At 65.3% G+C, this 25,652-nt stretch carries 23 protein-coding genes and 1 tRNA gene; 14 read left to right on the plus strand and 10 right to left on the minus strand.

The features are described from left to right. Nucleotides 1-187 precede the first annotated feature (187 nt). Nucleotides 188-994, plus strand: a complete 807-nt coding sequence (map, locus tag KJP29_RS05340) for a type I methionyl aminopeptidase (protein WP_218462533.1) — start codon at nucleotides 188-190, stop codon at nucleotides 992-994. Here map and KJP29_RS05345 read toward each other — a convergent pair. Beyond that, on the minus strand, nucleotides 991-1,878 hold the full coding sequence (locus tag KJP29_RS05345) for a DUF2189 domain-containing protein (protein ID WP_218462534.1): 888 nt from the start codon (nucleotides 1,876-1,878) through the stop codon (nucleotides 991-993). The two genes, map and KJP29_RS05345, sit on opposite strands and share 4 nt — an antisense overlap. Before the next feature lie 288 nt (nucleotides 1,879-2,166). Here KJP29_RS05345 and KJP29_RS05350 point away from each other — a divergent pair, with 288 nt between their 5' ends. Beyond that, nucleotides 2,167-3,084: an oxygenase MpaB family protein gene (locus tag KJP29_RS05350; RefSeq protein ID WP_218462535.1), complete on the plus strand. Its 918-nt coding sequence runs from the start codon at nucleotides 2,167-2,169 to the stop codon at nucleotides 3,082-3,084. Here KJP29_RS05350 and KJP29_RS05355 read toward each other — a convergent pair whose 3' ends face one another. Genes KJP29_RS05355 through KJP29_RS05365 form a run of 3 tightly spaced genes read right to left on the minus strand, consistent with a single transcriptional unit; the run spans nucleotide 3,085 to nucleotide 5,515 of the window. Next, on the minus strand, nucleotides 3,085-3,729 hold the full coding sequence (locus tag KJP29_RS05355; protein WP_218462536.1) for an HAD family phosphatase: 645 nt from the start codon (nucleotides 3,727-3,729) through the stop codon (nucleotides 3,085-3,087). 17 nt (nucleotides 3,730-3,746) lie between these two features. Continuing rightward, the gene (rsmD, locus tag KJP29_RS05360; RefSeq protein ID WP_218462537.1) at nucleotides 3,747-4,310 is read right to left on the minus strand and encodes a 16S rRNA (guanine(966)-N(2))-methyltransferase RsmD; all 564 of its coding nucleotides are present in this window, start codon (nucleotides 4,308-4,310) and stop codon (nucleotides 3,747-3,749) included. Then, complete coding sequence (locus KJP29_RS05365) at nucleotides 4,307-5,515, minus strand: NAD(P)/FAD-dependent oxidoreductase (protein ID WP_218462538.1); 1,209 nt, start codon at nucleotides 5,513-5,515, stop codon at nucleotides 4,307-4,309. Before KJP29_RS05365 ends, rsmD begins: the two co-directional genes overlap by 4 nt. A gap of 82 nt (nucleotides 5,516-5,597) precedes the next feature. Between KJP29_RS05365 and KJP29_RS05370 the strand changes: the two genes are divergently transcribed. Then, the gene (locus KJP29_RS05370) at nucleotides 5,598-6,083 is read left to right on the plus strand and encodes a peroxiredoxin (RefSeq protein WP_218462539.1); all 486 of its coding nucleotides are present in this window, start codon (nucleotides 5,598-5,600) and stop codon (nucleotides 6,081-6,083) included. A 129-nt stretch (nucleotides 6,084-6,212) separates the two neighbouring features. On the opposite strand, the gene KJP29_RS05375 is transcribed toward KJP29_RS05370, so the two are convergent. From KJP29_RS05375 to KJP29_RS05385, 3 genes are all read right to left on the minus strand, one after another. Beyond that, nucleotides 6,213-6,914, minus strand: a complete 702-nt coding sequence (locus KJP29_RS05375; protein WP_218462540.1) for an intradiol ring-cleavage dioxygenase — start codon at nucleotides 6,912-6,914, stop codon at nucleotides 6,213-6,215. A 262-nt stretch (nucleotides 6,915-7,176) separates the two neighbouring features. Beyond that, the gene (locus KJP29_RS05380; RefSeq protein ID WP_218462541.1) at nucleotides 7,177-7,848 is read right to left on the minus strand and encodes a GntR family transcriptional regulator; all 672 of its coding nucleotides are present in this window, start codon (nucleotides 7,846-7,848) and stop codon (nucleotides 7,177-7,179) included. Between the two features lie 30 nt (nucleotides 7,849-7,878). After that, nucleotides 7,879-8,580 carry a M48 family metallopeptidase gene (locus KJP29_RS05385; RefSeq protein ID WP_218462542.1) on the minus strand — a complete coding sequence of 234 codons (702 nt, stop codon included), beginning with the start codon at nucleotides 8,578-8,580 and terminating at the stop codon, nucleotides 7,879-7,881. Nucleotides 8,581-8,780: 200 nt separating this feature from the next. Between KJP29_RS05385 and KJP29_RS05390 the strand changes: the two genes are divergently transcribed. From KJP29_RS05390 to glpK, 3 genes are all read left to right on the plus strand, one after another. Next, on the plus strand, nucleotides 8,781-9,113 hold the full coding sequence (locus KJP29_RS05390; protein WP_218462543.1) for a TIGR02300 family protein: 333 nt from the start codon (nucleotides 8,781-8,783) through the stop codon (nucleotides 9,111-9,113). Between the two features lie 187 nt (nucleotides 9,114-9,300). Beyond that, nucleotides 9,301-9,376, plus strand: a tRNA-Ala gene (locus KJP29_RS05395). 197 nt (nucleotides 9,377-9,573) lie between these two features. Continuing rightward, on the plus strand, nucleotides 9,574-11,064 hold the full coding sequence (gene glpK, locus KJP29_RS05400) for a glycerol kinase GlpK (protein ID WP_218462544.1): 1,491 nt from the start codon (nucleotides 9,574-9,576) through the stop codon (nucleotides 11,062-11,064). On the opposite strand, the gene KJP29_RS05405 is transcribed toward glpK, so the two are convergent. After that, the gene (locus tag KJP29_RS05405) at nucleotides 11,052-12,062 is read right to left on the minus strand and encodes a LacI family DNA-binding transcriptional regulator (RefSeq protein ID WP_218462545.1); all 1,011 of its coding nucleotides are present in this window, start codon (nucleotides 12,060-12,062) and stop codon (nucleotides 11,052-11,054) included. The two genes, glpK and KJP29_RS05405, sit on opposite strands and share 13 nt — an antisense overlap. 153 nt (nucleotides 12,063-12,215) lie before the next feature. Between KJP29_RS05405 and KJP29_RS05410 the strand changes: the two genes are divergently transcribed. The 7 genes from KJP29_RS05410 (at nucleotide 12,216) to KJP29_RS05440 (ending at nucleotide 20,945) form a co-directional block, all read left to right on the plus strand. After that, nucleotides 12,216-13,274 (plus strand): sugar phosphate isomerase/epimerase, encoded by a 1,059-nt coding sequence (locus tag KJP29_RS05410; RefSeq protein ID WP_218462546.1) that lies wholly within the window; start codon nucleotides 12,216-12,218, stop codon nucleotides 13,272-13,274. Continuing rightward, complete coding sequence (locus KJP29_RS05415; RefSeq protein WP_218462547.1) at nucleotides 13,271-14,428, plus strand: Gfo/Idh/MocA family protein; 1,158 nt, start codon at nucleotides 13,271-13,273, stop codon at nucleotides 14,426-14,428. Before KJP29_RS05410 ends, KJP29_RS05415 begins: the two co-directional genes overlap by 4 nt. Next, entirely contained in the window at nucleotides 14,425-15,930 is a 1,506-nt protein-coding gene (locus KJP29_RS05420; RefSeq protein WP_218462548.1) for a sugar ABC transporter ATP-binding protein, read from the plus strand. The genes KJP29_RS05415 and KJP29_RS05420 overlap by 4 nt, the downstream gene beginning before the upstream one ends. Beyond that, nucleotides 15,927-16,925 (plus strand): ABC transporter permease, encoded by a 999-nt coding sequence (locus KJP29_RS05425; RefSeq protein WP_218462549.1) that lies wholly within the window; start codon nucleotides 15,927-15,929, stop codon nucleotides 16,923-16,925. The genes KJP29_RS05420 and KJP29_RS05425 overlap by 4 nt, the downstream gene beginning before the upstream one ends. A 21-nt stretch (nucleotides 16,926-16,946) precedes the next feature. Further along, the gene (locus tag KJP29_RS05430; RefSeq protein WP_218462550.1) at nucleotides 16,947-17,903 is read left to right on the plus strand and encodes an ABC transporter substrate-binding protein; all 957 of its coding nucleotides are present in this window, start codon (nucleotides 16,947-16,949) and stop codon (nucleotides 17,901-17,903) included. A 305-nt stretch (nucleotides 17,904-18,208) separates the two neighbouring features. Next, nucleotides 18,209-19,957, plus strand: coding sequence for a hypothetical protein (locus KJP29_RS05435; RefSeq protein WP_218462551.1), 1,749 nt, complete (start codon nucleotides 18,209-18,211; stop codon nucleotides 19,955-19,957). A gap of 64 nt (nucleotides 19,958-20,021) precedes the next feature. Next, complete coding sequence (locus KJP29_RS05440; RefSeq protein WP_255553453.1) at nucleotides 20,022-20,945, plus strand: SUMF1/EgtB/PvdO family nonheme iron enzyme; 924 nt, start codon at nucleotides 20,022-20,024, stop codon at nucleotides 20,943-20,945. A gap of 72 nt (nucleotides 20,946-21,017) precedes the next feature. On the opposite strand, the gene KJP29_RS05445 is transcribed toward KJP29_RS05440, so the two are convergent. Both KJP29_RS05445 and KJP29_RS05450 read right to left on the minus strand, forming a co-directional pair. Further along, nucleotides 21,018-22,682, minus strand: a complete 1,665-nt coding sequence (locus KJP29_RS05445) for a hypothetical protein (RefSeq protein WP_218462553.1) — start codon at nucleotides 22,680-22,682, stop codon at nucleotides 21,018-21,020. Between the two features lie 156 nt (nucleotides 22,683-22,838). Further along, on the minus strand, nucleotides 22,839-24,089 hold the full coding sequence (locus KJP29_RS05450) for a UbiA family prenyltransferase (protein ID WP_218462554.1): 1,251 nt from the start codon (nucleotides 24,087-24,089) through the stop codon (nucleotides 22,839-22,841). A gap of 150 nt (nucleotides 24,090-24,239) precedes the next feature. Between KJP29_RS05450 and KJP29_RS05455 the strand changes: the two genes are divergently transcribed. Then, a complete protein-coding gene (locus tag KJP29_RS05455) occupies nucleotides 24,240-25,652 on the plus strand; it encodes a tetratricopeptide repeat protein (RefSeq protein WP_218462555.1) in 1,413 nt (470 codons plus the stop codon).

Below are 25,652 nucleotides of genomic sequence, written 5' to 3' on the forward strand. Positions count from 1 at the left end.
CGGATCCAGACTAGAACCGGCACCCCCTGTCTGGCAAGGCGGAGGTGGGATCGTCCGGCCGGCGGTGGACCGCGCCGCGCTGCGCAAACGGCCCTCGCAGCGCGTCCAATGCGACTGCGACGGGCCCCCGCACCGTTGTCTCCCCCGGCGTTCTGGCCTATTTATCTGGAAATCTCAGGAGACTCCCTTGGACCACAAAACCCGTATCACGCGCGAAGGTATCCGGCTTTACGACACGTCCGATTTTGCTGGCATGCGGGCGGCCGGGCGGCTTGCCGCGGATATCCTCGACCGGATCGCGCCCTTGGTGCAGCCCGGCGTTACCACCGGTGAACTCGATGCGGCCATCGAAGCGATGGTCACCGACGCCGGCGCGACTTCGGCGACGATCGGCTACAAGGGCTACAAACACGCCTCCTGCATCTCGATCAACCACGTGGTCTGTCACGGCATCCCGAGCGACAAGAAGCTCAAGGACGGTGACATCCTCAACATCGACGTGACGGTGATCGTGGACGGCTGGTATGGCGACACCTCGCGCATGTATGTGGCAGGTGCCCTGCCGCGCAAGGCAGAGCGGCTCATCGAGGTGACGCATGACGCGCTGATGCTCGGGATCGAGGCGGCGAAACCCGGCAACACCTTCGGCGACATCGGTTTCGCCATCCAGAGCTTCGTGGAAAAGAACCGCATGAGCGTCGTGCGCGATTTCTGCGGTCACGGGCTTGGGCAGGTGTTCCACGCGCCGCCGAACGTCCTCCATTACGGCCGTCCTGGCACCGGACCGGTTCTGCAGGAAGGCATGTTCTTCACCATCGAACCCATGGTGAACCTCGGACGGCCCGAAACCAAGGTGCTTGCCGACGATTGGACCGCCGTCACGCGCGACAAGTCGCTGTCGGCCCAGTTCGAGCATTCCATCGGCATCACGGCGGACGGCTGCGAGATCTTTACCCTGTCGCCCGCCGGGAAGTTTCATCCGACCTACGGCTAGAGCCGGTTGTCGCGCTCCATGTCGTCGAAGCGCACCGCCCGGCGATAGAGGTGCCACGTGGCGTGGCCCAGGATCGGGAGCACCACAATCAGCCCTAGGAACAGCGGGGCCGAGCCGATGGCCAGAAGCATGGCCACGATGAAACCCCACAAGAGGACGACGCCGGGACTGGCCCGCGCCACCCGGATCGAGGTGCTCACCGCGACCGGAAGCCCGACCTTGCGGTCGACCAGCATCGGCGCCGCGACGAAGGTCGTCACGAGCGCCACACAGGCGAAGACGAACCCCGCGCCCATGCCGATGACGATCATGCTCCATCCGGCTTCGGTCGTCAGCACGTCGGACAGGAACGGCAGGAGCGCGCCGTAACTCCCGCCCATCGTCGCGCCATGGATCGTGTCGGCGGTCCAGAGCCAGAGGAAGAACAGGATGCCCAGATAGCCGGCCATTGCCAGAAGCGGCACGATGGTGTCCGCGCGCAGGGCAGCGAAAGCGTCGAACCAGTTGGCCGTGCCGCGAAGTTCCCGCGTGCGTGACATCGCATAAAGCCCGATCGACAGGATCGGACCGACGAGCGCGAAGCCCGCCGCGATGGGGAAGAGAAGCGGCACCAGTGCTTCGTTGAAGGCGAGCCCCGCGAGCGCCACGCCGATGATCGGATAGATCAGGACGAGAAACATCACGTCGGTGCGCATGGTGCTGAAATCGCGGACCCCGGCCTGCATCGCGCGCCTTAGGTCCGTGACCGTCAGCCGTCGCACCCGCGCGGCGGTCATGTCGTGGCTTCCGAGCGTCTCTATGCCGTGCTCGACGCTGCGTGCGCCGCGCCCGATCGCGCCCAGTCCGACGGATATCGGATTTCCGATGGTCTTGCTTGTGGACATGGTCTCCTCCCTCGTCCGTCTTCCAAACGGCCGGAGACCGGAACCGGGGTTTGAGGTCAGGCCAATGTCACCCCGGGCGGGCAGCGGCCTTGAGCAAGCATAACACAGAGGGCCGCGTTTTGCGCGCACGATTACGGGTCGTTGGGGAGAGGCTTTCTGCTGCTTGACGTTGCGAGACCTGAAGCAGGACCGTCCTGACCCTTGCCGGACGGGCATCGAGAGGCCACAGTCCGTCCTGGAAGGAGCGCCCACCAACGCCTGTGACGACCGTTGAAAGGGAGGCGCCACATGTCGAAAACCACGTCTTATCTGGGCTGGAAAGTCGATTTCTCCGAGCCCCGGGGCGAGCCCGCGTATTGCTCGCCCGATAGCGTGACCTGGATGATCTACAAGAACCCCGTGGCGCTGGCCGTCGGGGGCGTGGCGGCCGTCCTGCTCGAATTTGCCGATCCGCGGATCAGGTCCGGGGTCTGGAATCACTCGGTCTATCCGACCGACCCGCTCGGACGGTCCAAGCGCACCGGCATGGCGGCGATGATCGGGGCCTATGGTCCCTCCTCGGCCGCAAGGCGTGTGATCAAGGGCGTGAACAACATGCATGCGCGCGTGTCGGGCGAGACGCCCGACGGGCTTGCCTATGCCGCCACGGACCCCGCGCTCCTCGACTGGGTCAGCGCGACGGCGCTCTATGGCTTCGTGACCGCCTACCACCGCTTCGTGCGTCCTCTCTCGCGGGACGAAATCTGTGCCTTCTATACCGAGAACCTGCCCATCGCGGCGCTTTACGGCGTGGAAACCCCGATCCGCAGGCCCGAGGATTTCGATACGATCTATGCGACCCGCGCGGCCGGCTTCGAGCCGCATCAGATCGTGTTCGACTTTCTCGACATCATCACCTCCGGCAAGACGGCGCGCGGGGTGCCGAAGTCGCTCTATCGCGCCGTAGCCGCGGGGGCGGTGAGCCTCCTGCCTCCGGGGCTGCGCGATACGTTGGAGCTTGGTCCGGCCTACGACCTTACCCCGGGCCGAAGGGTCGCGTTGCGGGCCTTTGGCGCCCTGGGGGACCGGGTGCCGGTCCGGTCGCTTCCGGCGGCGCAGGCCGCGATTCGTCTGGGGTTGCCCCCGTCCTTCGCGTGGAAATCCACCTCCGCCAAGGCGCGATTGCTTGCCGGGCGGGACCGGGCGAGCCTTGTCGCCGCGCACTAGCTAGAGGCCGATCAACTCGCGAAAGGCGGGGAAACTCGCCACCATCTCGATCCCGAGCGGCGCCAGAAGCCCCGGGCCATGCGGCGCAAAGCCGATCGTGCGCATGCCCGCGGCGATCCCGCCGCTGGCCCCCGAGGGGCTGTCGTCCAGCACCACGCAATCGGCGGGCGCGACGCCAAGTGCATGCGCCGCCTCGAGAAACAGGTCCGGCGCCGGTTTCGGCGCACCAAGTTCCTGACCCGAGAACAGACGACCCTTCAGCCGGTCCCAGATTTCGGGATGGGCCCCGAGCGTGATGGTCATCTTGCGCCGCGTGCCGTTCGAACCGACGGCATAGGGGACGCCGGCCGCGTCGAGCGCATCGAGCGTCTCGACCACCCCCGGCATCATCGGCACGCCCTCGGCCAGACGCGCGTAGAGCTTGTCATAGAAAAGATCGACCCAATCGGGACCGAAGCCGATCCCCATCGACCGCGCCCGATCCGCGACCCCTGCGATGGTGCCGCCGATGAATGTGCGCTCGGCCTCGTCCCGCGACATTGGTCGCCCATGAGCGGCCAGTTCCTCGCACAGCAGGTCGAAGGCCGGCGGCTCGCTGTCGACAAGAACGCCGTCGCAGTCGAAAAGCACTGCTTTCGGGGTCATGTGGGTGTGCGGTGTCCTCACTCTTGTCGCTCGCAGATCGTGATCGTCGTGTCCCCATACCGCCTTGCGTCCAGAACCGCGATGCCCTTTGGCGGGACGACGGGGCGGTTTTCTTCCCAGACCAACGTCGCGCCGAGGGCGATCCAGCCGCCGGACAGGGCCGAGGTCAGGGCCTTCTCCCCCAACCCCTTGCCATAGGGCGGGTCGAGAAACACGAGCGTCGCAGGTGCGGCGTCGCAGGGCGGCAAACGGGTGGCGTCCCGGGCAATGAGGCGCGTTTCGTCCCGCGCCCGGCATTTGTCGATGTTGTCGCGAATGAGCTTTGTCCCCACGCGCCCGTCTTCGACAAAGGTCACCTGCGCCGCGCCGCGTGACAGCGCCTCGAGCCCCAGCGCACCGGTCCCCGCGAAGAGGTCGAGCACGACGGCCCCGGTCACGGGATCACCGAAGCGCCCGCCGGTGAGCATGGAGAACAGGCTCTCGCGGACCCGGTCCGCGGTCGGACGCAGATGCGCGCCGGCATCGCCCTTGCCCACCGCGGCCAAGGCAAGGCCACGAAACCTGCCCGCGATGATCCTCACGCCTTAAGGAGTTCCTTGAGGTCGGTGGCCGTATCTGCCACCGCCGCCGGAGCAGGCGACTTGCCGCCTTCGATCAGCCGCTTGCCGACCATATAGGCGCGGGGGTCGTCCATGGCGTCGACCGCGACGAGCGTGTCGCCCGCGTAATACCAGAAGCTCCTGCCGCCCTCGGATGTTCGCGTCACGACCCGGTCGTAGCCCGTATTCAGCCCTGCGATCTGCAGTTTGGTGTCGTATTGATCCGACCAGAACCACGGCTTCGCGACATAGTCCTTGCCAGCGCCCATGATGTTCTCTGCCACCAGCTCGGCCTGGTCGATGGCGTTCCCCACGCTTTCCAGCCGGACGCGCCCGCCTTTGTAGGGGAAGGACGCGCAATCACCCGCAGCATAGATCGACGGATCCGAGGTGTGGCCCTGCGCATCGGTCGCGATCCCGTTGTCGATGGTGAGCCCGGCCGCTTCAGCAAGCCGCGTGTCCGGGCGGATGCCCACGCCGACGATCACGAAATCGACGTCGAGCGTGGAGCCGTCGGTGAGCTCCGCACCTGACACATGGCCGTCGCCGGTCAGCCGGGAGAGGCCGACCTCTTCGAGGATCGTGGCACCGTGATTGCGGTGGAGCTCGCGGAAATACTCCGAGGTTTCCGGCGCCGCGACCCGTTGCAGGATGCGCTGCCCCATCTCGATCAACGTGACCTTCATGCCTTTCTTGGACGCGACCGCGGCGGCCTCGAGGCCGATGTAACCCCCGCCGACGACAAGCACACGGCGGCCCTCGGCGAACTCATGCGCCATTGCGTCCACGTCGGCGAGCGTGCGCACGGTATAGACACCGGCAAGATCGCCGCCGATCGCTGCCGGCAGCCGGTTCGGGATCGAGCCGGTCGTCAGCGCGAGATGCTCGTATTCCAGGACTTCGCCATCCGCGAGGCGCAAGGTCTTGGCCGCCGGATCGATCCCCTCGACCACGGTGTTCAGCCGGAGGGCGATGTCTTTCTCGGTGTAGAAGCTTTCGGGCCGCAGGTAGAGCCGGTCGAGCGTCATGTCGCCCAGCAGATAGGCCTTGGACAGGGGCGGACGCTGATAGGGCGGAACCGGTTCCTCGCCGATGAGCGTGATCGGCCCCTCGTAGCCGCCGTGCCGCAATTTCGCGACCAGAGCGGACCCTGCCTGTCCCGCCCCCACGACAATGCATCCCGCCATATTTTTCGTCTCCCTCTCGTTCGTGCGTGACCCTATAGTCGCGCCTATGCCGATGGCAATGCGAACAGGAGAGGAAAATCGTATGGTTCAAGTAGGTGAAACGCTGCCCGAAGCGACGCTTCTGAAGATGGGTGCAAAGGGGCCCGAGCCGGTGACGCTGTCGTCGCTCACCAAAGGCAAAAAGACGGTGATCTTCGGGCTGCCGGGCGCCTATACCGGCACCTGCACCACCGCTCATGTTCCCAGCTTCGTGCGCAACATGGACGCCTTGAAGAAAAAGGGCGTGGATCACGTGGTCTGCGTATCGGTGAACGACCCCTTCGTGATGGGCGCCTGGGGCGAATCGACCGGCGCGACGGATGCCGGGATCGAGATGCTCGGGGATGCGGATTGTTCGCTGACCGAGGCGCTGGGTCTGCGCTTCGACGCGCCGCCTGTTGGCCTCGTCGCCCGGTCCAAACGCTATGCGCTCATGGCTGAGGATGGCGTCGTGAAGGTCTTTCAAGCCGAGGAAAACCCCGGCGTCTGCGACATGTCGGGCGGCGAAGCGATGGTCGAAGCGATCTGATCGCGAAACAGGAAGACAGGCCGGGGCGAGACCCCGGCCTGTCGGCTGTCCGAACGCGGAAGCAGCCCGGAGGGGGCAGGACGTCGACCCTCCGTCTTTCGACGTGACCTTTGGCGTTCCGGCGAGCGCCTAGAGAGGGCCTGGATCTACTCCGACCACCAGATCGGCGGTGTAACGTCCGGTCTGCTCCCGGATCGCGGCATAGCCGCCGTCACCGATCTGGCGCGCAATGAAATCATCGGTGTTCATCGTCCTGTGCGCTGCGCCGCGCGTGTCATAGGGGGCGACGGTCGCGTAGATCGCATCCGACAGGGTGTCGGGAAAGAAGATCTGGCTGGTGAGGACGGTCGTCTCATCCAGAAATACCTTGTAATGCACGTGTGTGGTGCGCCCGGGATACCAGCCGGGATAGATGCTGTCGAAGGTCACGAGGCCGGCCTCGTCCGTCATCTGGGTGCCGCGCAGGAAGGTCTTGTTCGACGTGTCGCCGCCAGCGTTCTGGCGATAGCCCGAGTAATTTCCTTCGGCATCACACTGCCAGACATCCACCCGCGCGCCCGCGAGCGGCACGCAGGTCGCATCGACGACCTGAAGCTTCAGCGTGAGCGGCACGCCCTCGAGGCCTTCAGTGATGTCCGCACGGACGATCCCAGGGTCGAAGTAATAGGGGCCAGCGGTAGTCTCAGGCATGACCATGCAGACATTCGGCGCGATCGGGCCCGCACCGGCGGCCTGGGCGTGGGCCGCGCGGGAGTATGCGCCTATCCCTAAGGCGACCACAGGCGAGGCGGCGAGGCTGGCCAGAAGCTGACGGCGGCTGAGATGTGACATCGGTTCATCCTTCTGTTCGTCAGGACTGAAACGCGGGCGGCCATCCGATCCGTCGAAGGTTGCAGATCTGAAATCATCGGACTTGGGCCGAGGCGCTGTCTGGTTGCATCTTCGATTCATTAACTCTTGCCTGGGCGGTCCAAGGGCAAGGCGTGGATAATCGTACCGCATCCGGGATTCTGGAATTCTAGAATCCCGGAAGTCTGAAACGGCGCATTTTGACCCATCCTTGAAGAGCGTCAACAGGTCCGGGACGATGCTTCTACAGCCCGACGAGCATCCGCAACCCCTGCGTCACATCCGTACGCACCGCGAGCCGGAGCCCGGGTTCGTCTCCTGCGGCGAGCGCCGCCAGGATGGTGCGGTGGTGTTTTTGCAGGTCGGACCGGTCTTTCGACATGTAGAGCGCCCGCATTGTGGGGCCAAGTTGCAGCCAGACTGTCTCGACCATGGCGAGCATTGCCGGGGCCTGCGCCCGCAGGTAAAGCGTGCGGTGAAATTCGAGGTTCGAGCGGATGTAGCCGGTCACGTCATGTTTCGCGACGACCTCCGCCACCCGCCCGTTGATCGTGCGAAGCCGTTCGATCAGCGCCATATGCGCGCGTGGCAGGGCGCGGGCGGCGAGTTCTGGCTCGAGGAGCGCCCGGAGTGCGGCGAGTTCCTCGATCCGTTCCGGTGACAGGTCCGGCGTCGTCACCCGACCCGACGCGGAGAGCGTCAGCGCTCCTTCGGCGGCGAGGCGACGCACGGCTTCGCGCGCGGGGGTCATCGACACGCCGAAGTCCTTGCCAATTCCGCGCAGTGTCAGGGCGACGCCGGGCTCCAGTTCGCCCGCCATGATCCGTCCCCGCAACGTGCGATAGACCCGTTCATGTGCCGGCGCCTGCCCGTCGGGCGGCGGCACCGGGTTCGGATTGGGCACATGGGTTTCCATGATGCTTTGTGATCACGCCCGCGGTCTTCGTCAATCGCGGAAACGATAGCGATGCAATTCACCGCCCCGTTGCCGCAGCCACTGGCGCTGGGCCTTGTGGTCGGGACAGATGTCGCCCACCAGCCCCCAGAAGCGTGCCGAGTGATCCATGTGGATCATATGCGCGACCTCATGCGCTGCCACGTAATCGAGCACCGGAGGCGGCGCCATGACGAGCCGCCAACTATACATGAGATCGCCCTCATGGGTGCACGAGCCCCAGCGCGAGCGCGTGTCGCGCAGCGTAACACGCCCCAGCTCCCGCCCGATCTGGGCCGCATAGTGCTCCGAGGCCATGACCAACCGGTCCCGCGCCACCGTTTTCAGAAAGGCGGCGAGCCGGGCCGGCGTCGTCTCGACCCGCGTCTGTGGCACCAGGATCGTGCCGTCCCTCACGCTGACGCCACGCTGGGGGGCCGCCTCGATCCTGTGCGGCGTCCCCTCGAACAGGAGCGTGGTGCCCGGCATTGGTCGCGCCTCTCCCGGCACGCCGGCCAGATGCTCGCGGATCCAACTGGATTTCTCGACAAGAAAGCCTTCTGCCTCGGCACGGGGAATGCCCACGGGCATCGAGAGCGTCACGCGTCCGTCAAGCCGACTCACCCGAAGCGACAGGCGTCGCGAGCGAGTCGAGGGTTTGAGAAGCACTTCGACCGGCGGCTCTCCGGACAGCAGGACCCTTTCGCTCGCCATGATGCGATCCGTCTCGCGCCTGAAGAATGCCCGCCCAAGCCCCATGCCGGTTCCCGTTCCCGTCGATCGTTGCCATTGCCTTGCCCGCCGAACCGCCGATCGTTCGCGTTCTGCGGGGAAAGGCTTTGACAGCCCCTTGCACTTGTGGCAGTTGCTCCCAGATTCTCGCATGACGACACGACGACGGAAAGGGTTTTTCCATGCCCAAAGCAGAATGGGGCACCAAGCGCGTCTGCCCGACCACCGGTAAACGGTTCTATGACCTGAACGCCAACCCGATCATTTCGCCCTACACGGGTCACGTGGTCGAGATTGATCAGGGCAAGACCCGCACCATGGTTGCGGACAAGGCCGACAAGAATTCGCGCAAAGACGACGACACGATGGACGACGATCTGCTCGACGACGACGACGACCTGCTCGACGACGATGACGATTCGGTGGATCTGGACGATGACGTGCTCGAAGACGACGAGGACGACGATGTCTCGCTCGACGACATCACCGATGTGGCGGGCGACGACGAGGATTGATCCTCTCGACAGGGTTCCTTGGAAGGCCGGGCCACGTGTCCGGCCTTTGTTTTTCAAGCGGTGCCGGGGCCTTTGTCCTGGTGTGATCGGGTCCCACAAAAAACCGCCGAACGCGCCGAAGTTTCCGCTTGATCTGCAAAGCGGCCTCGCCTAAACACCCCAAGCGTTCGGCGACAGCCGGAACGACGGGGCCTTAGCTCAGCTGGGAGAGCGCTTGCATGGCATGCAAGAGGTCAGGGGTTCGATCCCCCTAGGCTCCACCAAATCCCCATAGTTCGTGACGACAAATGACCTTGGATTTTGGTGCATTTTGGCGCCCGTGTTGGTGACGGTCGTCCTAGGCGCTTGTTCGCGACTCTTCCCCCGCAGGCCGTCCGCGCCCATGATTGGCAATCCCGACCCCTCTCTTGCGCCCGACCCCCTATGGCCGGCACCATGGGTCGAACCGTAAAGGAGCCGCATGACCCATATTCTCGCCATCGACCAAGGCACCACCTCGACCCGCGCGATCCTGTTCGCGCCGGACTTCACGAACGTGGCCAGCGCGCAGCAGGAGTTTGCGCAGCATTTTCCGCAGAGCGGCTGGGTCGAGCATGACCCCTCCGATCTCTGGACGACCACGGCCGCGACCTGTCGTGCGGCGATCGAGAAGGCGGGGGGCAGGGCCGAGGATATCGCGGCCATCGGCATCACCAACCAGCGGGAGACCACCGTCGTCTGGGACCGGACCACGGGCAAGCCTATTCACAATGCCATCGTCTGGCAGGACCGTCGCACGTCATCGGTTTGCCGTGCGTTGAAGAAGGAGGGGTTCGAGGACATCGTGACCGAGAAGACCGGCCTCCTGCTCGATCCCTATTTCAGCGCCACGAAGCTCGCCTGGATCCTTGATGCCGTCGATGGGGCGCGAGATCGGGCCCGGAAGGGAGAGCTTGCCTTCGGTACGGTGGATTGCTGGCTCGTCTGGAAGCTCACCGGCGGCAAGGTCCATGCGACCGACGCCACGAATGCCGCACGCACCATGCTCTATGACATCCGCAAGGGGCGCTGGTCGCGCACCATCTGCGACCGGCTCGATATCCCGATGGAGATGCTGCCCGAGGTCCGCGACTGTGCGGATGACTTCGGTACAACCCGCCCCGACCTCTTCGGTCGTCCGATCCCGATCCTCGGCATCGCCGGCGACCAGCAGGCCGCGACCGTGGGGCAGGCCTGTTTCAAGCCGGGCATGATGAAGAGCACCTATGGCACCGGATGCTTCGCGCTTCTCAATACGGGGTCCGAACCGGTCACCTCGAAGAACCGGCTGCTCACCACGATTGCCTATCAGCTTGACGGAAAGCCGACCTATGCGCTCGAGGGTTCGATCTTCATTGCGGGCGCGGTCGTGCAGTGGTTGCGCGACGGTTTGAAGATCATCCGTGAGGCGGCGGAGACCCAGCCCATGGCCGAGGCCTCGGATCCGGGGCAAGGAGTGGTTCTCGTGCCCGCGTTCACGGGGCTGGGTGCGCCCTATTGGAACGCGGAATGCCGGGGTGCGGTCTTTGGCCTGACCCGCAATTCGGGACCTGAGGATTTTGCCCGTGCTGCGCTTGAAAGCGTCGGGTTCCAGACCCGCGACCTGCTCGACGCTATGAAGGCGGATTGGTCGGGGGCCTCCGACACGGCGTTACGGGTGGACGGTGGCATGGCTGCGTCCGACTGGGCGATGCAGTTCCTCGCCGATATCATCGACGCGCCGGTAGAACGACCGAAGGTGCTCGAAACCACAGCGATGGGCGCCGCGTGGCTCGCCGGCTACAAGGCGGGGATCTTCCCGGACATGGAGGCCTTCGCCGCGGGGTGGTCGGCCGAACGGCGCTTCGATCCGGCGATGGACGAAACAGCGCGGGACCGAAAATACGACGCGTGGAAACGCGCGGTTCGTGCGACCATCGCCTATGCCGACTGAGGGGCCGTCACGCTGTCGCGCTCGATGAACTCGAGCGGGATCTTCTCTGACGGGCCCGACAGGCTCCCCATCGTGATCATGTCGAGCAGCATCTCTGCCGCACGCGCGCCGATGAGATGTCTTGGCTGACGGATCGTGGTCAGCGCCGGGGATAGGTGCTGGACCACTTCGATATTGTCGAAACCGATGACCGACACGTCGCGCGGAACGGATAAGCCGGCCCGATGTACCGCGCCCACGAACCCCACCGCCATTTCGTCCGAGGCGCAGAAAAGCGCCGTGGGCCGGTCGCCCCGCCGGAGCCAGTCGCGCCCCGCCTGTGCGCCGGAATCCATGCTGAAATCGCCCTCGAAGATCCAATCGTCCCGGACGGCGAGGCCGGCCTTTGTCATGGCCGCGCGATATCCCTGGACCCGCGCGAGAGAGAGCACGTTGCCCTCCGGCCCGCCGATGTGACCGATACGGCGGTGTCCCTGCGCGACCAGATGGTCCACAGCCATCCGCGCGCCCGCAACATTGTCCACCGTGAGTGAGGGAAGCCCCCCGTCCATCCATTCACAGGCCATCAGCACCGGCGGTCTTTGTCCGCGCGCCAGCACCTCTGGCGACAGCGTCCCGTCGAACACCACGAGCCCGTCCGCCATGCCCGATGTCAGATAATGCGACAGGCGTTCATCCGGGTCGGAGCCCGTCTGCGTGTCTGCCACCAGAAGTCCGAAACCGGCTTCCGTCAGCACCGACGACAGACCCGCGAAGATCTGGGAGAAGAAAGGGTTGGCAAGGTTCGGGACCAGCGCGATCACGCTTCCCGCGCGTTGCCGGCGCAGGTTCGAGGCCATCGTGTTGGGGCGATATCCGGTGGCTTCGATTGCAGACAGAACGGCATCGCGAGTCGTTGTGGACACCACAGAGGGTTTGGACAACGTCCGGCTCACGGTCGCGGTCGATACCCCGGCGACACGCGCAACATCCTGGATCGTCGCAACTTTCCTGTCCATGGGAACTCCTTAGCGCTGTCGCGACAATGGGCAATCGAAAAACGGTTGTAAACGATTTCATCTTCTGTCAGCGTTAGCGCAAACGATTACATCGGCGGTCAGAGTCGGTGGGCCCGGGGTGGAAAAACCGAAGCTGGGCGCGTGGGAGGAAAGATGAAGACGATCAAGGGCCCTGGCCTGTTCCTTGCGCAATTTGCAGGGGACGAAGCGCCGTTCAACGACTGGCCGTCGATCTGCCGCTGGGCGGCTGACGCGGGATATGCGGGCGTCCAGGTGCCGTCGTGGGAGACGCGTTTCCTCGATCTGGATCGCGCGGCAGAGAGCAAGGATTACTGCGACGAATTTCTGGGCGTGGCGCGTGAGAACGGCGTCGAGGTGCCGGAAATGACCTGCCACCTGCAAGGCCAGCTGGTCGCCGTGCATCCGGCCTATGACGTTGCCTTTGACGGTTTTGCCGCGCCTTCGGTCCACAACAACCCGTCCGAGCGTCAGAAATGGGCCGTGGATCAGGTTGAAAAGACCCTGCGCGCCGCCGCCAACATGGGCCACCGGGCCGTCGGCACCTTCTCGGGCGCGCTCGCCTGGCCTTACATGTATCCTTGGCCGCAGCGTCCGGCGGGTCTGGTCGAGATGGCCTTTGACGAGCTTGCCAAGCGCTGGACGCCGCTGCTGAATCTCGCAGACGAGCTTGGCCTCGATGTCTGTTACGAGATCCATCCGGGCGAGGACCTGCATGACGGTGTCACCTTCGAGATGTTTCTTGACCGCGTGAACCAGCATCCGCGTGCCAAGATGCTCTACGATCCGTCGCATTACATCCTGCAATGCCTCGATTATCTCGACAACATCGACATCTATGCCGACCGGATCGGCATGTTCCACGTCAAGGATGCCGAGTTCAATCCGACCGGCCGGCAGGGCGTCTATGGCGGTTATCAGTCCTGGGTCAACCGCGCCGGTCGCTTCCGCTCGCCGGGGGATGGGCATGTTGATTTCGGCGCGGTCTTCTCGAAATTCGCCGCGATGGATTTCGACGGCTGGGCCGTGGTCGAATGGGAATGTGCGCTGAAGCACCCGGAGGACGGGGCGCGGGAAGGGGCGGCATTCGTGAAGGATCACATCATCCGCGTGACACCCCATGCCTTCGACGACTTCGCCGACGCGGGCACGGATGACGAGGCCAACGCGCGGATGCTGGGGCTGAAGCCATGAGCCGTTTCGCGAATCGCACCGGTCCCATTCGGCTGGGTATGGTCGGGGGCGGGCAGGGCGCCTTCATCGGGGCCGCGCATCGGGTCGCCGCGCGGCTCGACGGAGAGTATACGCTGGTCGCGGGGGCGCTGTCCTCCACGCCCGACAAAGCGCGCGCTTCGGGCGAGGCGCTGGGACTCGCCGCCGAGCGCACCTATGACGACTTCACCGAAATGGCCAAGCGCGAGGCGCGTCTGAAAGACGGGATCGAGGCGGTCGCGATCGTGACCCCCAACCACCTGCACCTGCCCGTGGCGCGCGAGTTCCTCAAGCGTGGCATCCACGTCATCTGTGACAAGCCGCTGACCGGCACGCTGCCTGACGCGAAAAAGCTCGCCGCACTCGCTGAAAAATCCGACGCGCTTTTCATGCTCACCCATACCTATGCGGGCTATCCGATGGTGCGCGAGGCGCAGGAACGGGTGGCGCGCGGCGATCTGGGCACCATCCGTCTGGTGCAGGTCGAATATGCGCAGGACTGGCTCGCCCACGCGCCGGACGCGGGCAACAAACAGGCCGCGTGGCGCACCGATCCGGCGCAGTCGGGGGCCGGGGGCGCGACGGGCGACATCGGCACGCACGCCTGGCACCTCGCCCGTCACATCACGGGCCTCGTGCCCGAGGCGATTGCGGCGGACCTGCAAGCCTTTGTCCCCGGTCGCCAGCTGGACGACAACGCCCATGTCATGATCCGTTTTCAAGGCGGCGCGCGCGGCACGCTCTGGTGCTCGCAGGTCGCGGCGGGGCTGGAGAACGGTCTGCGCATCCGGGTCTTCGGTGACAAGGCCGGGCTGGAATGGCGGCAGGAAAACCCCAACGAGCTGCATGTGACCGAGATCGGTGGGCCGACCATGACGCTCACGCGCGGGCTGGCCGTGACCTCGGACGCGAGCCGCGCGATGACGCGCATCCCGCCCGGCCACCCCGAGGGGTATTTCGAGGCCTTCGCGAACCTCTACGGTGCTGCCGCCGCCGCGATCAGGCATCGCCGGTCGTCGGACGGCCTGCCAGACGGCATCGACTTTCCTTCGGTCGCGGACGGCCTCGAGGGCGTCAGCTTCGTCGATGCCTGCGTCCGCTCGTCGAAACGCAACGCGGCATGGGTCACGCTATGACCGCCGTTCTGGCCGCACAGAGCGTCAAACGCCGCTTCGGCCCGATCGAGGTGCTGCACGGCGTCGATTTCGACCTCGTCCCGGGGCAGATCCATGCGCTTATCGGTGAAAACGGCGCGGGCAAATCGACCCTGATGAAGATCCTGGGCGGCTACCTGTCGCCCTCCGAAGGCCAGCTTCTGCTCGACGGCTCGCCCGTCACCTTCACCGACCAGCGCGACGCGGAAAACGCGGGCATCCTGATGATCCACCAGGAGTTCAACCTCGCGCTGCAACTGTCAGTCGAGGAGAACATCTTTCTGGGCCGCGAGAAAAAGCGCGGCATCTTCCTCGACAAGGCCGCGATGCGGGCCGAGGCGTCCGAGCTTCTGTCCCGTCTAGATTGCCACGTCGATCCGCGCACCCGTGTCGCCGACCTCTCGGTGCCCAACCGTCAGATGGTCGAGATCGCGCGCGCGCTGGGCCGCAATGCCCGCGTGCTGATCATGGACGAACCGACCGCCGTGCTCACCGGGCGCGAAACCGACGTGCTTCTGGGCCAGATCGACCGGCTGCGCGCGAATGGAACCGCGATCCTTTATACCTCGCACAAGCTGGACGAGATCCGGCGCATTGCCGACCGGGTGACGGTCCTGCGCGACGGGACGCAGATCCTGACCCGCGAGGCGGAGGGGTTCACCGAGGACGCGATGGCCACCGCCATGGTGGGGCGCGAGTTGACCGACCTTTTCCCCGACAAGACGCCCGCGAAGGACGAGGTGGTCCTGACGGTCGAGAACCTGACCGTGCCCGGCAAGGTGCGCGACGCGAGCTTCACCCTGAAACGGGGTGAGGTGCTTGGCTTTGCCGGTCTCGTCGGATCGGGCCGCACGGAACTGATGGAGGGCCTCGTCGGTCTGCGCCCGGCGACCGGCACCGTGCGTGTGATGGGCAAGGCGGTGAAACCCGGATCGGTCCAGGCCGCGCGCGAGGCTGGGGTCGTCTACCTGACCGAGGATCGCAAGGACAAGGGGCTGCTTCTGGGCAAGGACCTGACCCAGAACCTCACGCTTCTCGCGCTCGACAAGTTTGGTGGGATCAAGATCGACAAGCGGGCGGAAGACACCGCCTTGACCAAGGCGATCTCGGACTTCGACATCCGGGTGAACGACCGCGCGATGCTGGCGGGAAGCCTGTCGGGCGGGAACCAGCAGAAACTCCTGCTCGCCAAGACCATGCTCGCGGACCCCGACATCGTCATCATCGACGAACCCACGCGCGGCATCGACATCGGCACCAAGCAACAAATCTACGGCTTCATCGCGGACCTCGCCGCCCAGGGCAAATCCGTGATCGTCGTGTCCTCGGAACTGCCCGAAGTCATCGGCACCGCGCACCGCGTCGTGGTCATGGGCCGGGGCTTCATCGCGGGCGAGTTGACCGGCGAGAAGATCACCGAAGAAAACATCCTCCGCCTCGCCGTGGGCGTCGCGGACCGCAGCGCAGAAGCAGAGCCAGCATGACCGACATCACCGCATCCGAGCCGAAACCCCGCCGCCGCGTGAACCTGCACGTGCTGGGCCCCGTTCTGGCGCTCGTCGCGCTGATCATCCTTGGCGCGTCGCTCAATTCGAACTTCCTGAGCTACGGCAACGTCACCAACGTGCTCGCACGGTCGGCGTTTATCGGGATCATCGCGGTCGGCATGACCTTCGTCATCACGGCGGGGGGGATCGACCTGTCGGTGGGGTCAATGGCGGCCTTTGTCGCGGGCGTGATGATCCTTTCGCTCAATGCGCTCATACCCAGCATGGGTATCGGTGTGCCACTCATCGCCACCGGCATGGTCATTGCGCTGGCCACCGGGTTCGCCGCCGGGTTCCTGAACGGCTTTCTCATATCCAAGATCAGGATCGAGGCCTTTATCGTGACCCTCGGCTCCATGGGCATCTACCGCAGCCTTGTCACATGGCTTGCCGACGGTGGCACCCTGTCGCTCAACTTCGATGCGCGCAGTTTCTACCGCCCCGTCTACTATGACGGCCTCCTCGGGATCGCCTGGCCGATCATCGTCTTTGCCGTCGTCGCGATCCTTGGCGAACTGGCCATGCGCCACACCCCCTTTGGCCGCCATTGTGCGGCGCTTGGCGCCAATGAACAGGTCGCGAAATATTCCGCGATCAAGGTCGATCGCCTGCGGCTCATGACCTACGTGATCCTGGGTCTCCTCGTGGGCGTGGCGACGATCATGTATGTACCGCGCCTTGGCTCCGCCTCGGCCTCGACCGGGGTGCTCTGGGAGCTCGAGGCCATCGCTGCCGTCATCATCGGGGGCACCGTGCTCAAGGGCGGCTTTGGCCGGGTCTGGGGCACCGTGATCGGCGTGCTCATCCTGAGCCTTATCGACAACATCCTGAACCTCGCTTCGATCGTCTCGCCCTATCTCAATGGCGCGATCCAGGGGGTCATCGTCATTCTCGCTGTCGTCTTGCAGCGCGAAAGCAAGTCCGCCGACTGAGCGGCAAAACGGGAGGAAATCATGAAACGCAGAGACATTTTCAAAGGTGCGGCGCTGGGTCTGGCCGTTGTGGCCACGCCGGTTATGGCGCAGGACGGGGAAACCAAGGTGATCGGCGTCGCGATCCCTTCGGCCACCCATGGCTTCATGGGGGGCCTCAACTACCACGCGCAGGAGGCCATCGCGCGGCTGGAAGAGACCTATCCCCAGCTCGACTTCGTCCTCGCGACGGCGGGTGACGCGGGCACGATGGTCAACGACATCGAGGACATGGTCGCCACCCGCAACATAGACGCGCTCGTCGTGTTGCCGTTCGAAAGCGAACCGCTCACCTCGCCCGTGCAGGCCGTGGCCGATGCTGGCATCTGGGTCACGGTGGTGGACCGTGGCCTGTCCGTGCCGGGGATCGAGGACCTGTACGTCGCAGGCGACAACACCGGCTTTGGCCGCGTCGCCGGTGAGTATTTCGCCGAGAACCTGACCGAGGGCGACAACATCGTCGTCCTGCGCGGCATTCCCACCACGCTCGACAACGAGCGCGTGGACGCCTTTAGCGCCGCCATCGAGGGCTCGGGCATCAACGTGCTCGACATGCAGCACGGAAACTGGAACCGCGACGACGCCTTCAACGTGATGCAGGACTACCTGTCCAAGTATAACGACATCGACGCGGTCTGGGCGTCGGACGACGACATGGCCATCGGCGTGCTCGAAGCCATTGCGCAGGCGGGCCGCGAGGAAGAAATGTGGGTGGTCGGCGGTGCCGGCATGAAAGAGATCATAGCCCGCATCATGGAGGGCGACCCGCAGCTTCCCGTCAACGTGACCTATCCCCCGGCACAGATCGCCACCGCGATCGAACTTACCGCGCTGGGCATGGTGTCCGCGACCCCGGTGTCGGGCCGCTTCATTATCGGGAGCGAGATGATCACCCCGGAGAACGCCGAAAGCTTCTACTTCCCGGACAGCCCGTTCTAAGAGAGACGCCATTCACGCGAGCCACCCCGGTCCGACCACGGGCCGGGGTTTTCATTTGCGTCCCGCCTCGTGGGCCGTGCCGATCACATTTTCACCATTGCTGCCACATTCCGAAAATTTCCCGCAACTGGCCCTATTTTTGCGACGCCTTCGCCCTAAGATGAGGGAACAAACGATTCATCTGTTTTCGGTTTGGGCAGTGGGGTGAAGGACGTGGGGGCGTCCGGGAGCGCGGGGAAATGTCGGCGCAAGGTCCCTTCACAGGCTCTTCCGGTCCGGTGGGTCACGGACGATTGGAGACGACCATGGTGACAGGCTGGACCCGGTATTTAAGGGGTCTCGCGACCTCCGCACTCTGCGCGAACGCGCTTTTCACGGGTGCGGCAACAGCAGAAAGCGCGACGGCCGCGGATGACGCGGCGCTCGCGGCGCAATGGGAAACCTACAACCAATACGCCGTTCCTTCGGTGCTCGAGATGTCGCCCATGCGCGAAGTGACCGAGGTCGCCCTGCCCGATGGCGGCGCTCTTGCCTTGACGGCGCTGCACCCGGGGGTGAACCGTTGGTTCGTGCTCGACGTGACCATGGCCGGCGCGACGCGGCGCTATCACCTCGAGAATGCTGACGAGAAAAGCTGGCGCTTCTCGCTCTCTGAAGGGCCCGATCCGGCGCTCGTCATCGCGGGTCTCGGGGAGGAGACGGAGTGTCGTCCGTGGAAAGGCGACACCTCCGAACTCGCGACGGCCAGCCAGACCGGTCTGCCCTATGCGCCGATCTGCGGCCAGAAAGCCTATCTTCGCAACGTCGTGCCAGGCAGCAAGACGAACCGCGAGGCGGTTTCGGACTTCCTGCGCGACAACGTCGTCTTCGGCGACAAGCTCGTGAACCTGATCAAGGGCGCCTTCTACGAAGACGCATTCATCGAGAACGCCGCCATGGTCGAAGACGGCGATGCGGGCGAAACGGCCGCCGCGCTGGGACAGGCCAATCTCGACCGGCGTCCGATCATGCGACCCTACATGGGGCTTGAGCTTGACGGTGCCGAAGGTGGCATGGAGGCTGGCGCCTGGTATGGCGTGACCGGGCAGGAGGGCGTCTTCGCCTCGGCGCTCCAGCCCGGCATGATCGCCCAGTCGATCCTTGCCGAACGGAACGGGGCCAACTGGCTCGACGGGGTGGAGCAAGGTGCCGATGTCTATCTCGTGGCCTTCGACTTGTCGCGTTTCGACTTGGGTTATGAACTTGGCACCGATCACCCGGGGCTTGAATGGTCCTCCCGCCCGCAACGGCGCGGCGACGACTGGCAGATCCCGGGACCTGATGGATTCAACCGGCCCGATCCTCTGGTGCGTAACGGAATGCTGTCGCCGGCGCTCACCAGCCGCACCGTGGCGACCTTTGCCGGGGGCTTCAAACGCGACCACGGGGCCTATCGGTTTCAGGATTATGCGACCTTCAACAAGGGTCATCACTACGGCTTCCTGTCGAACGGTGTCACCTTCTCGCGGCTCATGCCCAACCTCGCGACGCTTTACGTGACGCTCGACGGCACGGTCGGGATGAAGACCTGGACCGAAGAGGACAACGACGTCGTGCCCGACCTGCGTTATGCCCGCCAGAACGGCGTGCCGCTCGTCGTGCGTAACGAGGCAGGGCAGAGCGTGCCTGGCGACCGGGTGTCGAACTGGGGCGGGGGCAACTGGTCCGGGTCTGCCGAGGCGGAGCTTCGCACGCTTCGCGCCGGAGTCTGCCTGCGCGAGGTGAACGGTCGGCAATTCCTGATCTACGGCTATTTCTCCTCCGTGACCCCCTCTGCCATGGCGCGAGTGTTTCAGGCCTATGACTGCGGCTACGGGATGCTCCTCGACATGAACTCGCCCGAACTGACCTATCTTGCCGTGTACAAGCAGAACGAGACCGGCGACGGGCTCGCCCCGATGCACCTGAACCGGTTCATGGCCGAGAGCGACCCCTGGGTGAACGGACGTCAGATCCCGCGTTTCATCGGGTTCTCGGACAATCGGGATTTCTTCTATATGGTGCGAAAGGAATAAGGGAATGCGCAGAGCAGTCGCGACCATCGGCCTTTGTCTGTCACTCTTGACCGGAGGGGGCGCGTTGGCTGCGACCCTTGCGGAGAACAACGAGGCGATGTTCCGCCTCATGCAGGAGAAGCGGGGGGTTACCGATGCGCAGATTTCCCGCATTCGCCAGATCTTTCAGGCCTCCGGTTACGCGGGGCAGGGCAACCCGGCGATCACCCGCCACCCCATGACGCCCGAACAGGCGCAGGCCAAGCTCCCGCAGGATGCCTATCAATACTACCGCAATGCCCAGTTCGAACGCATATGTGGGCGCAAGTATATGGCGCCACTCTACGACCCCGCGACCCAGCGGCCCGAGGATGCGACCGTCTGCGTCGATATGTTCGAATATCCGAACGTGCCGCTGGCCTATCCCGTGACCTGGATCCGTGCGCGGGAGGCGGCGCTGGTCTGTGCGGCGGAAGGCAAGCGGATGGGCGACGCGCATGAATGGGAGGGGGCGGCCGCCGGTGCGCTCCTGCCGCCCGACTACCGCTTCGACCTCGGCACGCCGCAGGCGATGCGCGCGGCCCATAACGCGAAATGGGGCCCGTCGAAATCCTGGACCTATGGCCCGCAGTGGCAGCGGGGGATTTGCGCACAAGGCTCGCAGAAATCGCCAAGCTGCAACGGCGGAAGCTGGGCCGGTTGTGGGTCGAACACCTATCCGGTCGGGTCGTTCCCGAACTGCCGTTCGGCGCTCGGGGTCTATGACCTCGAAGGGAATGCCGCTGAACACATGAACCTGCCGCTCAACGAAAGCCAGATGGCGAGTCGCGGCTCCACCACGCTGGGCGTGACCGAGATGAAGGGAAGCTGGTTCATCTGGGACACGATCCGCGCGCATGAGGAATGGGCTCGATGGCGTGCTCCCTATTGGCACGGCACGCCGGTCATGTCCTCGCACAGCCATGCGAACTACCACCTCGGGTTTCGCTGCTTTGCCGATGTGAAGTGAGACAATCCGAGACATAACGAAAGGCCCGCTCGACGAACCGAGCGGGCCTTTTTTGTCGTCCGCTTCAGCCGATCAGCGCGAAGCGAGTTGGATCACGCCGCCCGGCATCGGCCCGTCGGCATTGAGCAGATAGGCGTAGCGGTCCGAGGACAGCAAATCGTCGATGTCCACCGGTTTGCCGTTGACGAAAGCGGTGCGGCTGACCAGCCGGATGCCATGCGAATAATCGGCATAGCTCGCCCCGTGCACGGTCGAGACCGGCTGGATCGGGTCGTTCTTGCTCCGGTGCCAGCCATAGATCGCCACTCGGCCGGGGTTCGACGCCATGCGATTGGCCAGCACCACGTCCTTCTTGTGGCCAGACACCAGCCCGGCGCGCCCGCCCCGTTGACCTTCGATGGTCGCGTTGTGGCGCAGGAAGTAGTCGGTCGAGGACATCTGCGGCCCCGGCTGCATCGGCGAGGGCGACAGGCGCACGCTCGCCTGCGCATAGATCGCATCGACCATGCGGGAGGTGGGCAGCGTCATGTTGAAACGGTTCGCGATCGAGGCGGCGGCAGGCAGGCCAAGCGGCACGCGCACAAAGTCGCGGTCGGATCCGAGCGCCAGGTAGTCGGGCGTCACGCAGATGACGATCTGGGTCGTCGACCCGCGCGAATCCTTGCCTGACAGCACCACGGGCTGAAGGTCATGCAGGAAATCGGGCATGTTGCCCTTGGCAAGCTCGTTGATGATCGCATTGTCGCGCGACGACCCCGACCCGTTGCCAAGCGCCGAGACGAAGGCCTGTCCGCCCGTCGCATTGCCGCGCCGTCCCGGCATCGCATTGGCGAGCGAGCGGTTGCAGCCGTTGCCCGCGAGGACCGCAGAGCCGCGAGGCGCGGGATCGGAGGCGGGGTTCGCAGCCACGGTTTCCAGCCGGGCCACCGCGCCCGGCGCGGTCAGTGCCGTGCGAAGGTCATCCGGGATCGCACGCGGACGCGGAGAAATATCGACCGCCAGCTCCGTCGCGCCGTTCATCGATGAGATGATCTCGGCCTCGGGCGCCATGTCGCGCGCCGGTTCGCGAACGGGCGCAAAGCCTGCCGGACGCGGCGCGGGGCGCACCGTCTGGACGACACTTGTGGCAGAGGCGACCACGCGGGTGACGAGGGAGTCACCTTCCAGTGGCGCCGATCCCATCCGCCCGCGCAGAAGCTCGGGGTCGATCCCGGCGAGCGGGTCGGTGTCGGGCACAGCGGCCGCTGAATCCTGCAAGGATGGGATTTGCGAAACGGCGGCCGTTTCCACCGCGTTCTCCGTGGGCTGCGACGTCGCGCTTCCCAAACCTACCGTCTCCTGCCCGAGAGCGGCGAAGTCCTCGAAGGACAGTTCGCCGATCTTCGCGGGGGTATCGGGCAAGGTCTGCACCGGAACTTCCGGCTTCACCGGGGTCTCGGCGGGCCGGTCCGCCACGACGACGAGTTCCGTTTCCGGGGCGGCCGTTTCGGGGGCCGTGACGGCAGGGAGAACGTCCCGCGTCATGGCGGCTGTTTCGGTTGCGCCCTTGGCGTCTTCGCTCAGGAACGCTTCCACATAGGACGGGTACAGGCCGTGGACCGCAAAGAAGCTGCCCCAGGCGGCGACACACAAACCGGCAAGCACGCCCGCCCCGCCAATCGCGGTGGCGGCGTTCAGACGCGTCTTGGCGCGCCCCGCCGAAGCTGTGTTCGTTTTCGTATAATTCAGTCGGATCATGGTCCGCGCTGGTACTGTCCCAAGTTTAAGAAAACAATAAATGGAACCACCAGGTCGGCCTAGCTCTTATGGCGCTGGGCGGGATATTGCCGCGCTGCAGCACGGTTTTGGGCGGTTTTGCGCGCGAATCCGCCCAAGAGCCGCCGCAACCCCCCGTCAGGCGAGAACCGCAGTCGCAAATAGCGCGATGACGATCCCCACCACGACGCGGCTCATCGGGTCCTTGAGTGCGAAAACCACGGGATCTTCGTGCACACCACCCCGGTGGGCCAGCAAAACGATTCGGCTCACCCAGAACAGGATCACGATGCACACGCCCCAGAGCGCCCAAGGCTCGGAATACATCGCCCGCACCTCGGGGCTGTCCATGTAGAGCGCGAGCACCAGCACCGCGATGAACCCCGCAGCGGTCGCGATGTTCGCGATGATCGGCTGGTCGGCGACCGAATAGGCCCGTCCCGCCGCTGCCTTCGGCCCGTCGCGCGCTTCGAGATCGACCAGTTCGGCGAGCCGCTTGACCGCCGCCAGTGACAAGAACAGGAAGATCGAGAAGGTGAGGAGCCACACCGAGGGGTCGATCTGGGTCGCGGCCGCTCCGGCGACAATGCGCACGGTGTAGAGCATCGCCAGCACGACGATGTCGATCGCGAGCATCCCCTTCAGCTTCATCGAATAGGCCGTCGTCATCACGAAATAGACCGCGAGCACGGCGACCAGCGCCGGGTTCACGAATGCCGCGACGCCGAAGCCCGTGACCAGAAGCAGGGCCAGCATCGGCCCGCCGTATCTCACCGGCAAACGACCCGAGGCGAAGGGCCGTTCCCGCTTGGTCCGGTGCACCCGGTCGTTGTCGAGGTCGGCCAGATCGTTCAGCACATAGACCGAGGAGGCAATGAGGCTCATCGCGACGAAGGCGAGCAGCGCCTGAAGGATCGGTCCCGGCTGAAAGGCGTGATCCGCGATCAGCGGCAGGAGGATCAAGAGGTTCTTGACCCATTGGTGGGGCCGCATCTGCTTGATCATGGCACGCCCCAAGGCGCGCGGCGCATGGGGCAGGTCGGAGGCGGGCGCGGTCCCGGGTTCGACCGCGCTGACGCAGCCGATCCGCGTCGCGACCCCGGCGGCGAGACCGGGTTGTCCGCTGTCGGTCAGGATCACCGCCCGACCGCTGGCCTCCGCCGCTCCCATCGCGCCGATCACGTGGTTGTCCAGCGGCACGTTCTCTGCGGCGGGCGGAATGCGATGGCGGAGCGAAAGACAGCGGCGATAATCCTTGCCGAGCGTCGACCAAAAGACCTCCGCGCCAAGATTGCCGCGCATCAGATCGCGGTCGAGGTCCACCACCAGCGGCTCTTGCACCGCTTGCGGCTGATCCTTCTCGATTTCCCGTGCGGCGTCCCTGTTCACGGCCCCATCCCTTTTCCTCCACGTTACCGCCCGGCGGGCACAAGGCAATGGCAGCAAGCCACGCGCCCGCAACAATGCCGCGCTGTGGACACAGGGCCACGCTCGGGCTAGCACTTTGGGGGTGGGTATTTTCGCAAAGAGGGATTTGTCGTGACGCAATTTCGTGCCTTGGCCGCTACGCTCGTCTTCTTGCCGATGACGGCGATTGCACAAGGCGACGAGCCTGCGGACATGGCGTCCGACAAGGCCCCGACCGCTGTCATCCAGCCTGAAGTCGGCGCGGATGGGGAGAAGCTCCCCCTCAAGGCCGATATGACGCCCGAAGTTGAAGAGCCGCTCGGCAGCGAGAGCGCCAAGCCCGTGCCCGACGACGTCGACCGGTCGCAGAACGCGATCGCCTCGGAGGCAGACGCAGCGCCCGAAAGGCCGGCGAGCGACGCGAGAGAGCCACATGTCGATCCCGCGCCATCCGTGCCCGCCTCAGACGCGCCGGAAGCCGCACCGGCACCCGTCGCCGAAGAGCCCCCGACCGACGTCGCCGTTCCAGAGCCCACCCCGCCGGAACCCGAGCCGGACCCGCTCGCGATTGCCGCCGCCGAATGCCTCGACATCGCCGGCCCGGCTTCTGCCGGGGTCCCGACAGGCGCCGCAGATGCCGACGGGCAGAAGGCCCGGCTCGCCCGCGCCGCCGCGGCCTGCAGCGAGGCCGCAACCGCCGATCCCGCCGATCCCGCGGTCCTGTTCCACGCCGCCTCCATCGCGCAGGCCAAGGGTGATGCCCGAACGACCTTCGCGCTCCTCACACGGGCGTCTGTAGCCGGGTTCGGTCCGGCCGAGGCGCGTCTGGGGGATTACTTCCTCTTCGGTGTGGGACCGCAGGGCCAGAACATCCAGAAGGCCGTGGAGCATTTCCAGCGCGCCGCCGCGCTTGGTGATGCCGCCGGGATGACCACGCTCGCGCTTCTTCATCAGGTGGCGACCGGCGTGCCGCGCGATCCCGCCCGCATGGTCGAGCTCATGACCGGCGCTGCCGATCAGGGATATCATTTCGCGCAGTATCGCCTCGCCCAGACCTATCTCACCGGCGAAGGCTTCCCCGGTCGTGCCGATGCCGCACTAGGCATTCCCGATACCGCCAAGGCCGTCGACTATTTCACCCGCGCGGCCGATCAGGGCAATCTTGCCGCCGCGCTGGAGCTGTCCACGCTCTATGCCGATCCGGCCTCGGGCCTGCCCGACAACCCCGCTGAACAGATCCGGCTGACCCGCATGGTCGCTAATACGGGACATGCGCCCGCCGTCGCGCAGATGGGCGTGTTTTATGAGACCGGGCGCGGTGTCGCCTATGATCCGGCCGTGGCCGCAGGGCTGTATGTCAAGGCGCTCGAGAGCGGCGAACTCGCCTTCGCGGACTTGCGCCGTGGGGCGCCCGGACCCTGGGACCGCGATACAGCGATCGCCTTCCAGTTGGTTCTGCAAGAGCGAGGGCTCTACAACGGTGCGCTCGACGGGATCGTGGGGGCAGGGACCGCCGCCGCCGCCGCGCAACTCGCAACGCCCTAG

The organism is Maritimibacter sp. DP1N21-5 (assembly GCF_019218295.1).
GTDB lineage: Bacteria > Pseudomonadota > Alphaproteobacteria > Rhodobacterales > Rhodobacteraceae > Maritimibacter.

Coding starts and splice junctions, on each gene's coding strand:
- KJP29_RS05380 (WP_218462541.1), bottom strand. CDS start 7,848: ATGGAAACCCATGTGCCCAATCCGAACCCGGTGCCGCCGCCCGACGGG.
- KJP29_RS05390 (WP_218462543.1), top strand. CDS start 8,781: ATGCCCAAAGCAGAATGGGGCACCAAGCGCGTCTGCCCGACCACCGGT.
- KJP29_RS05420 (WP_218462548.1), top strand. CDS start 14,425: ATGACCGCCGTTCTGGCCGCACAGAGCGTCAAACGCCGCTTCGGCCCG.
- KJP29_RS05345 (WP_218462534.1), bottom strand. CDS start 1,878: ATGTCCACAAGCAAGACCATCGGAAATCCGATATCCGTCGGACTGGGC.
- glpK (WP_218462544.1), top strand. CDS start 9,574: ATGACCCATATTCTCGCCATCGACCAAGGCACCACCTCGACCCGCGCG.
- KJP29_RS05405 (WP_218462545.1), bottom strand. CDS start 12,062: ATGGACAGGAAAGTTGCGACGATCCAGGATGTTGCGCGTGTCGCCGGG.
- KJP29_RS05350 (WP_218462535.1), top strand. CDS start 2,167: ATGTCGAAAACCACGTCTTATCTGGGCTGGAAAGTCGATTTCTCCGAG.
- KJP29_RS05425 (WP_218462549.1), top strand. CDS start 15,927: ATGACCGACATCACCGCATCCGAGCCGAAACCCCGCCGCCGCGTGAAC.
- KJP29_RS05385 (WP_218462542.1), bottom strand. CDS start 8,580: ATGGCGAGCGAAAGGGTCCTGCTGTCCGGAGAGCCGCCGGTCGAAGTG.
- KJP29_RS05355 (WP_218462536.1), bottom strand. CDS start 3,729: ATGACCCCGAAAGCAGTGCTTTTCGACTGCGACGGCGTTCTTGTCGAC.
- KJP29_RS05445 (WP_218462553.1), bottom strand. CDS start 22,682: ATGATCCGACTGAATTATACGAAAACGAACACAGCTTCGGCGGGGCGC.
- KJP29_RS05435 (WP_218462551.1), top strand. CDS start 18,209: ATGGTGACAGGCTGGACCCGGTATTTAAGGGGTCTCGCGACCTCCGCA.
- KJP29_RS05410 (WP_218462546.1), top strand. CDS start 12,216: ATGAAGACGATCAAGGGCCCTGGCCTGTTCCTTGCGCAATTTGCAGGG.
- KJP29_RS05370 (WP_218462539.1), top strand. CDS start 5,598: ATGGTTCAAGTAGGTGAAACGCTGCCCGAAGCGACGCTTCTGAAGATG.
- KJP29_RS05375 (WP_218462540.1), bottom strand. CDS start 6,914: ATGTCACATCTCAGCCGCCGTCAGCTTCTGGCCAGCCTCGCCGCCTCG.
- KJP29_RS05365 (WP_218462538.1), bottom strand. CDS start 5,515: ATGGCGGGATGCATTGTCGTGGGGGCGGGACAGGCAGGGTCCGCTCTG.
- KJP29_RS05430 (WP_218462550.1), top strand. CDS start 16,947: ATGAAACGCAGAGACATTTTCAAAGGTGCGGCGCTGGGTCTGGCCGTT.
- KJP29_RS05415 (WP_218462547.1), top strand. CDS start 13,271: ATGAGCCGTTTCGCGAATCGCACCGGTCCCATTCGGCTGGGTATGGTC.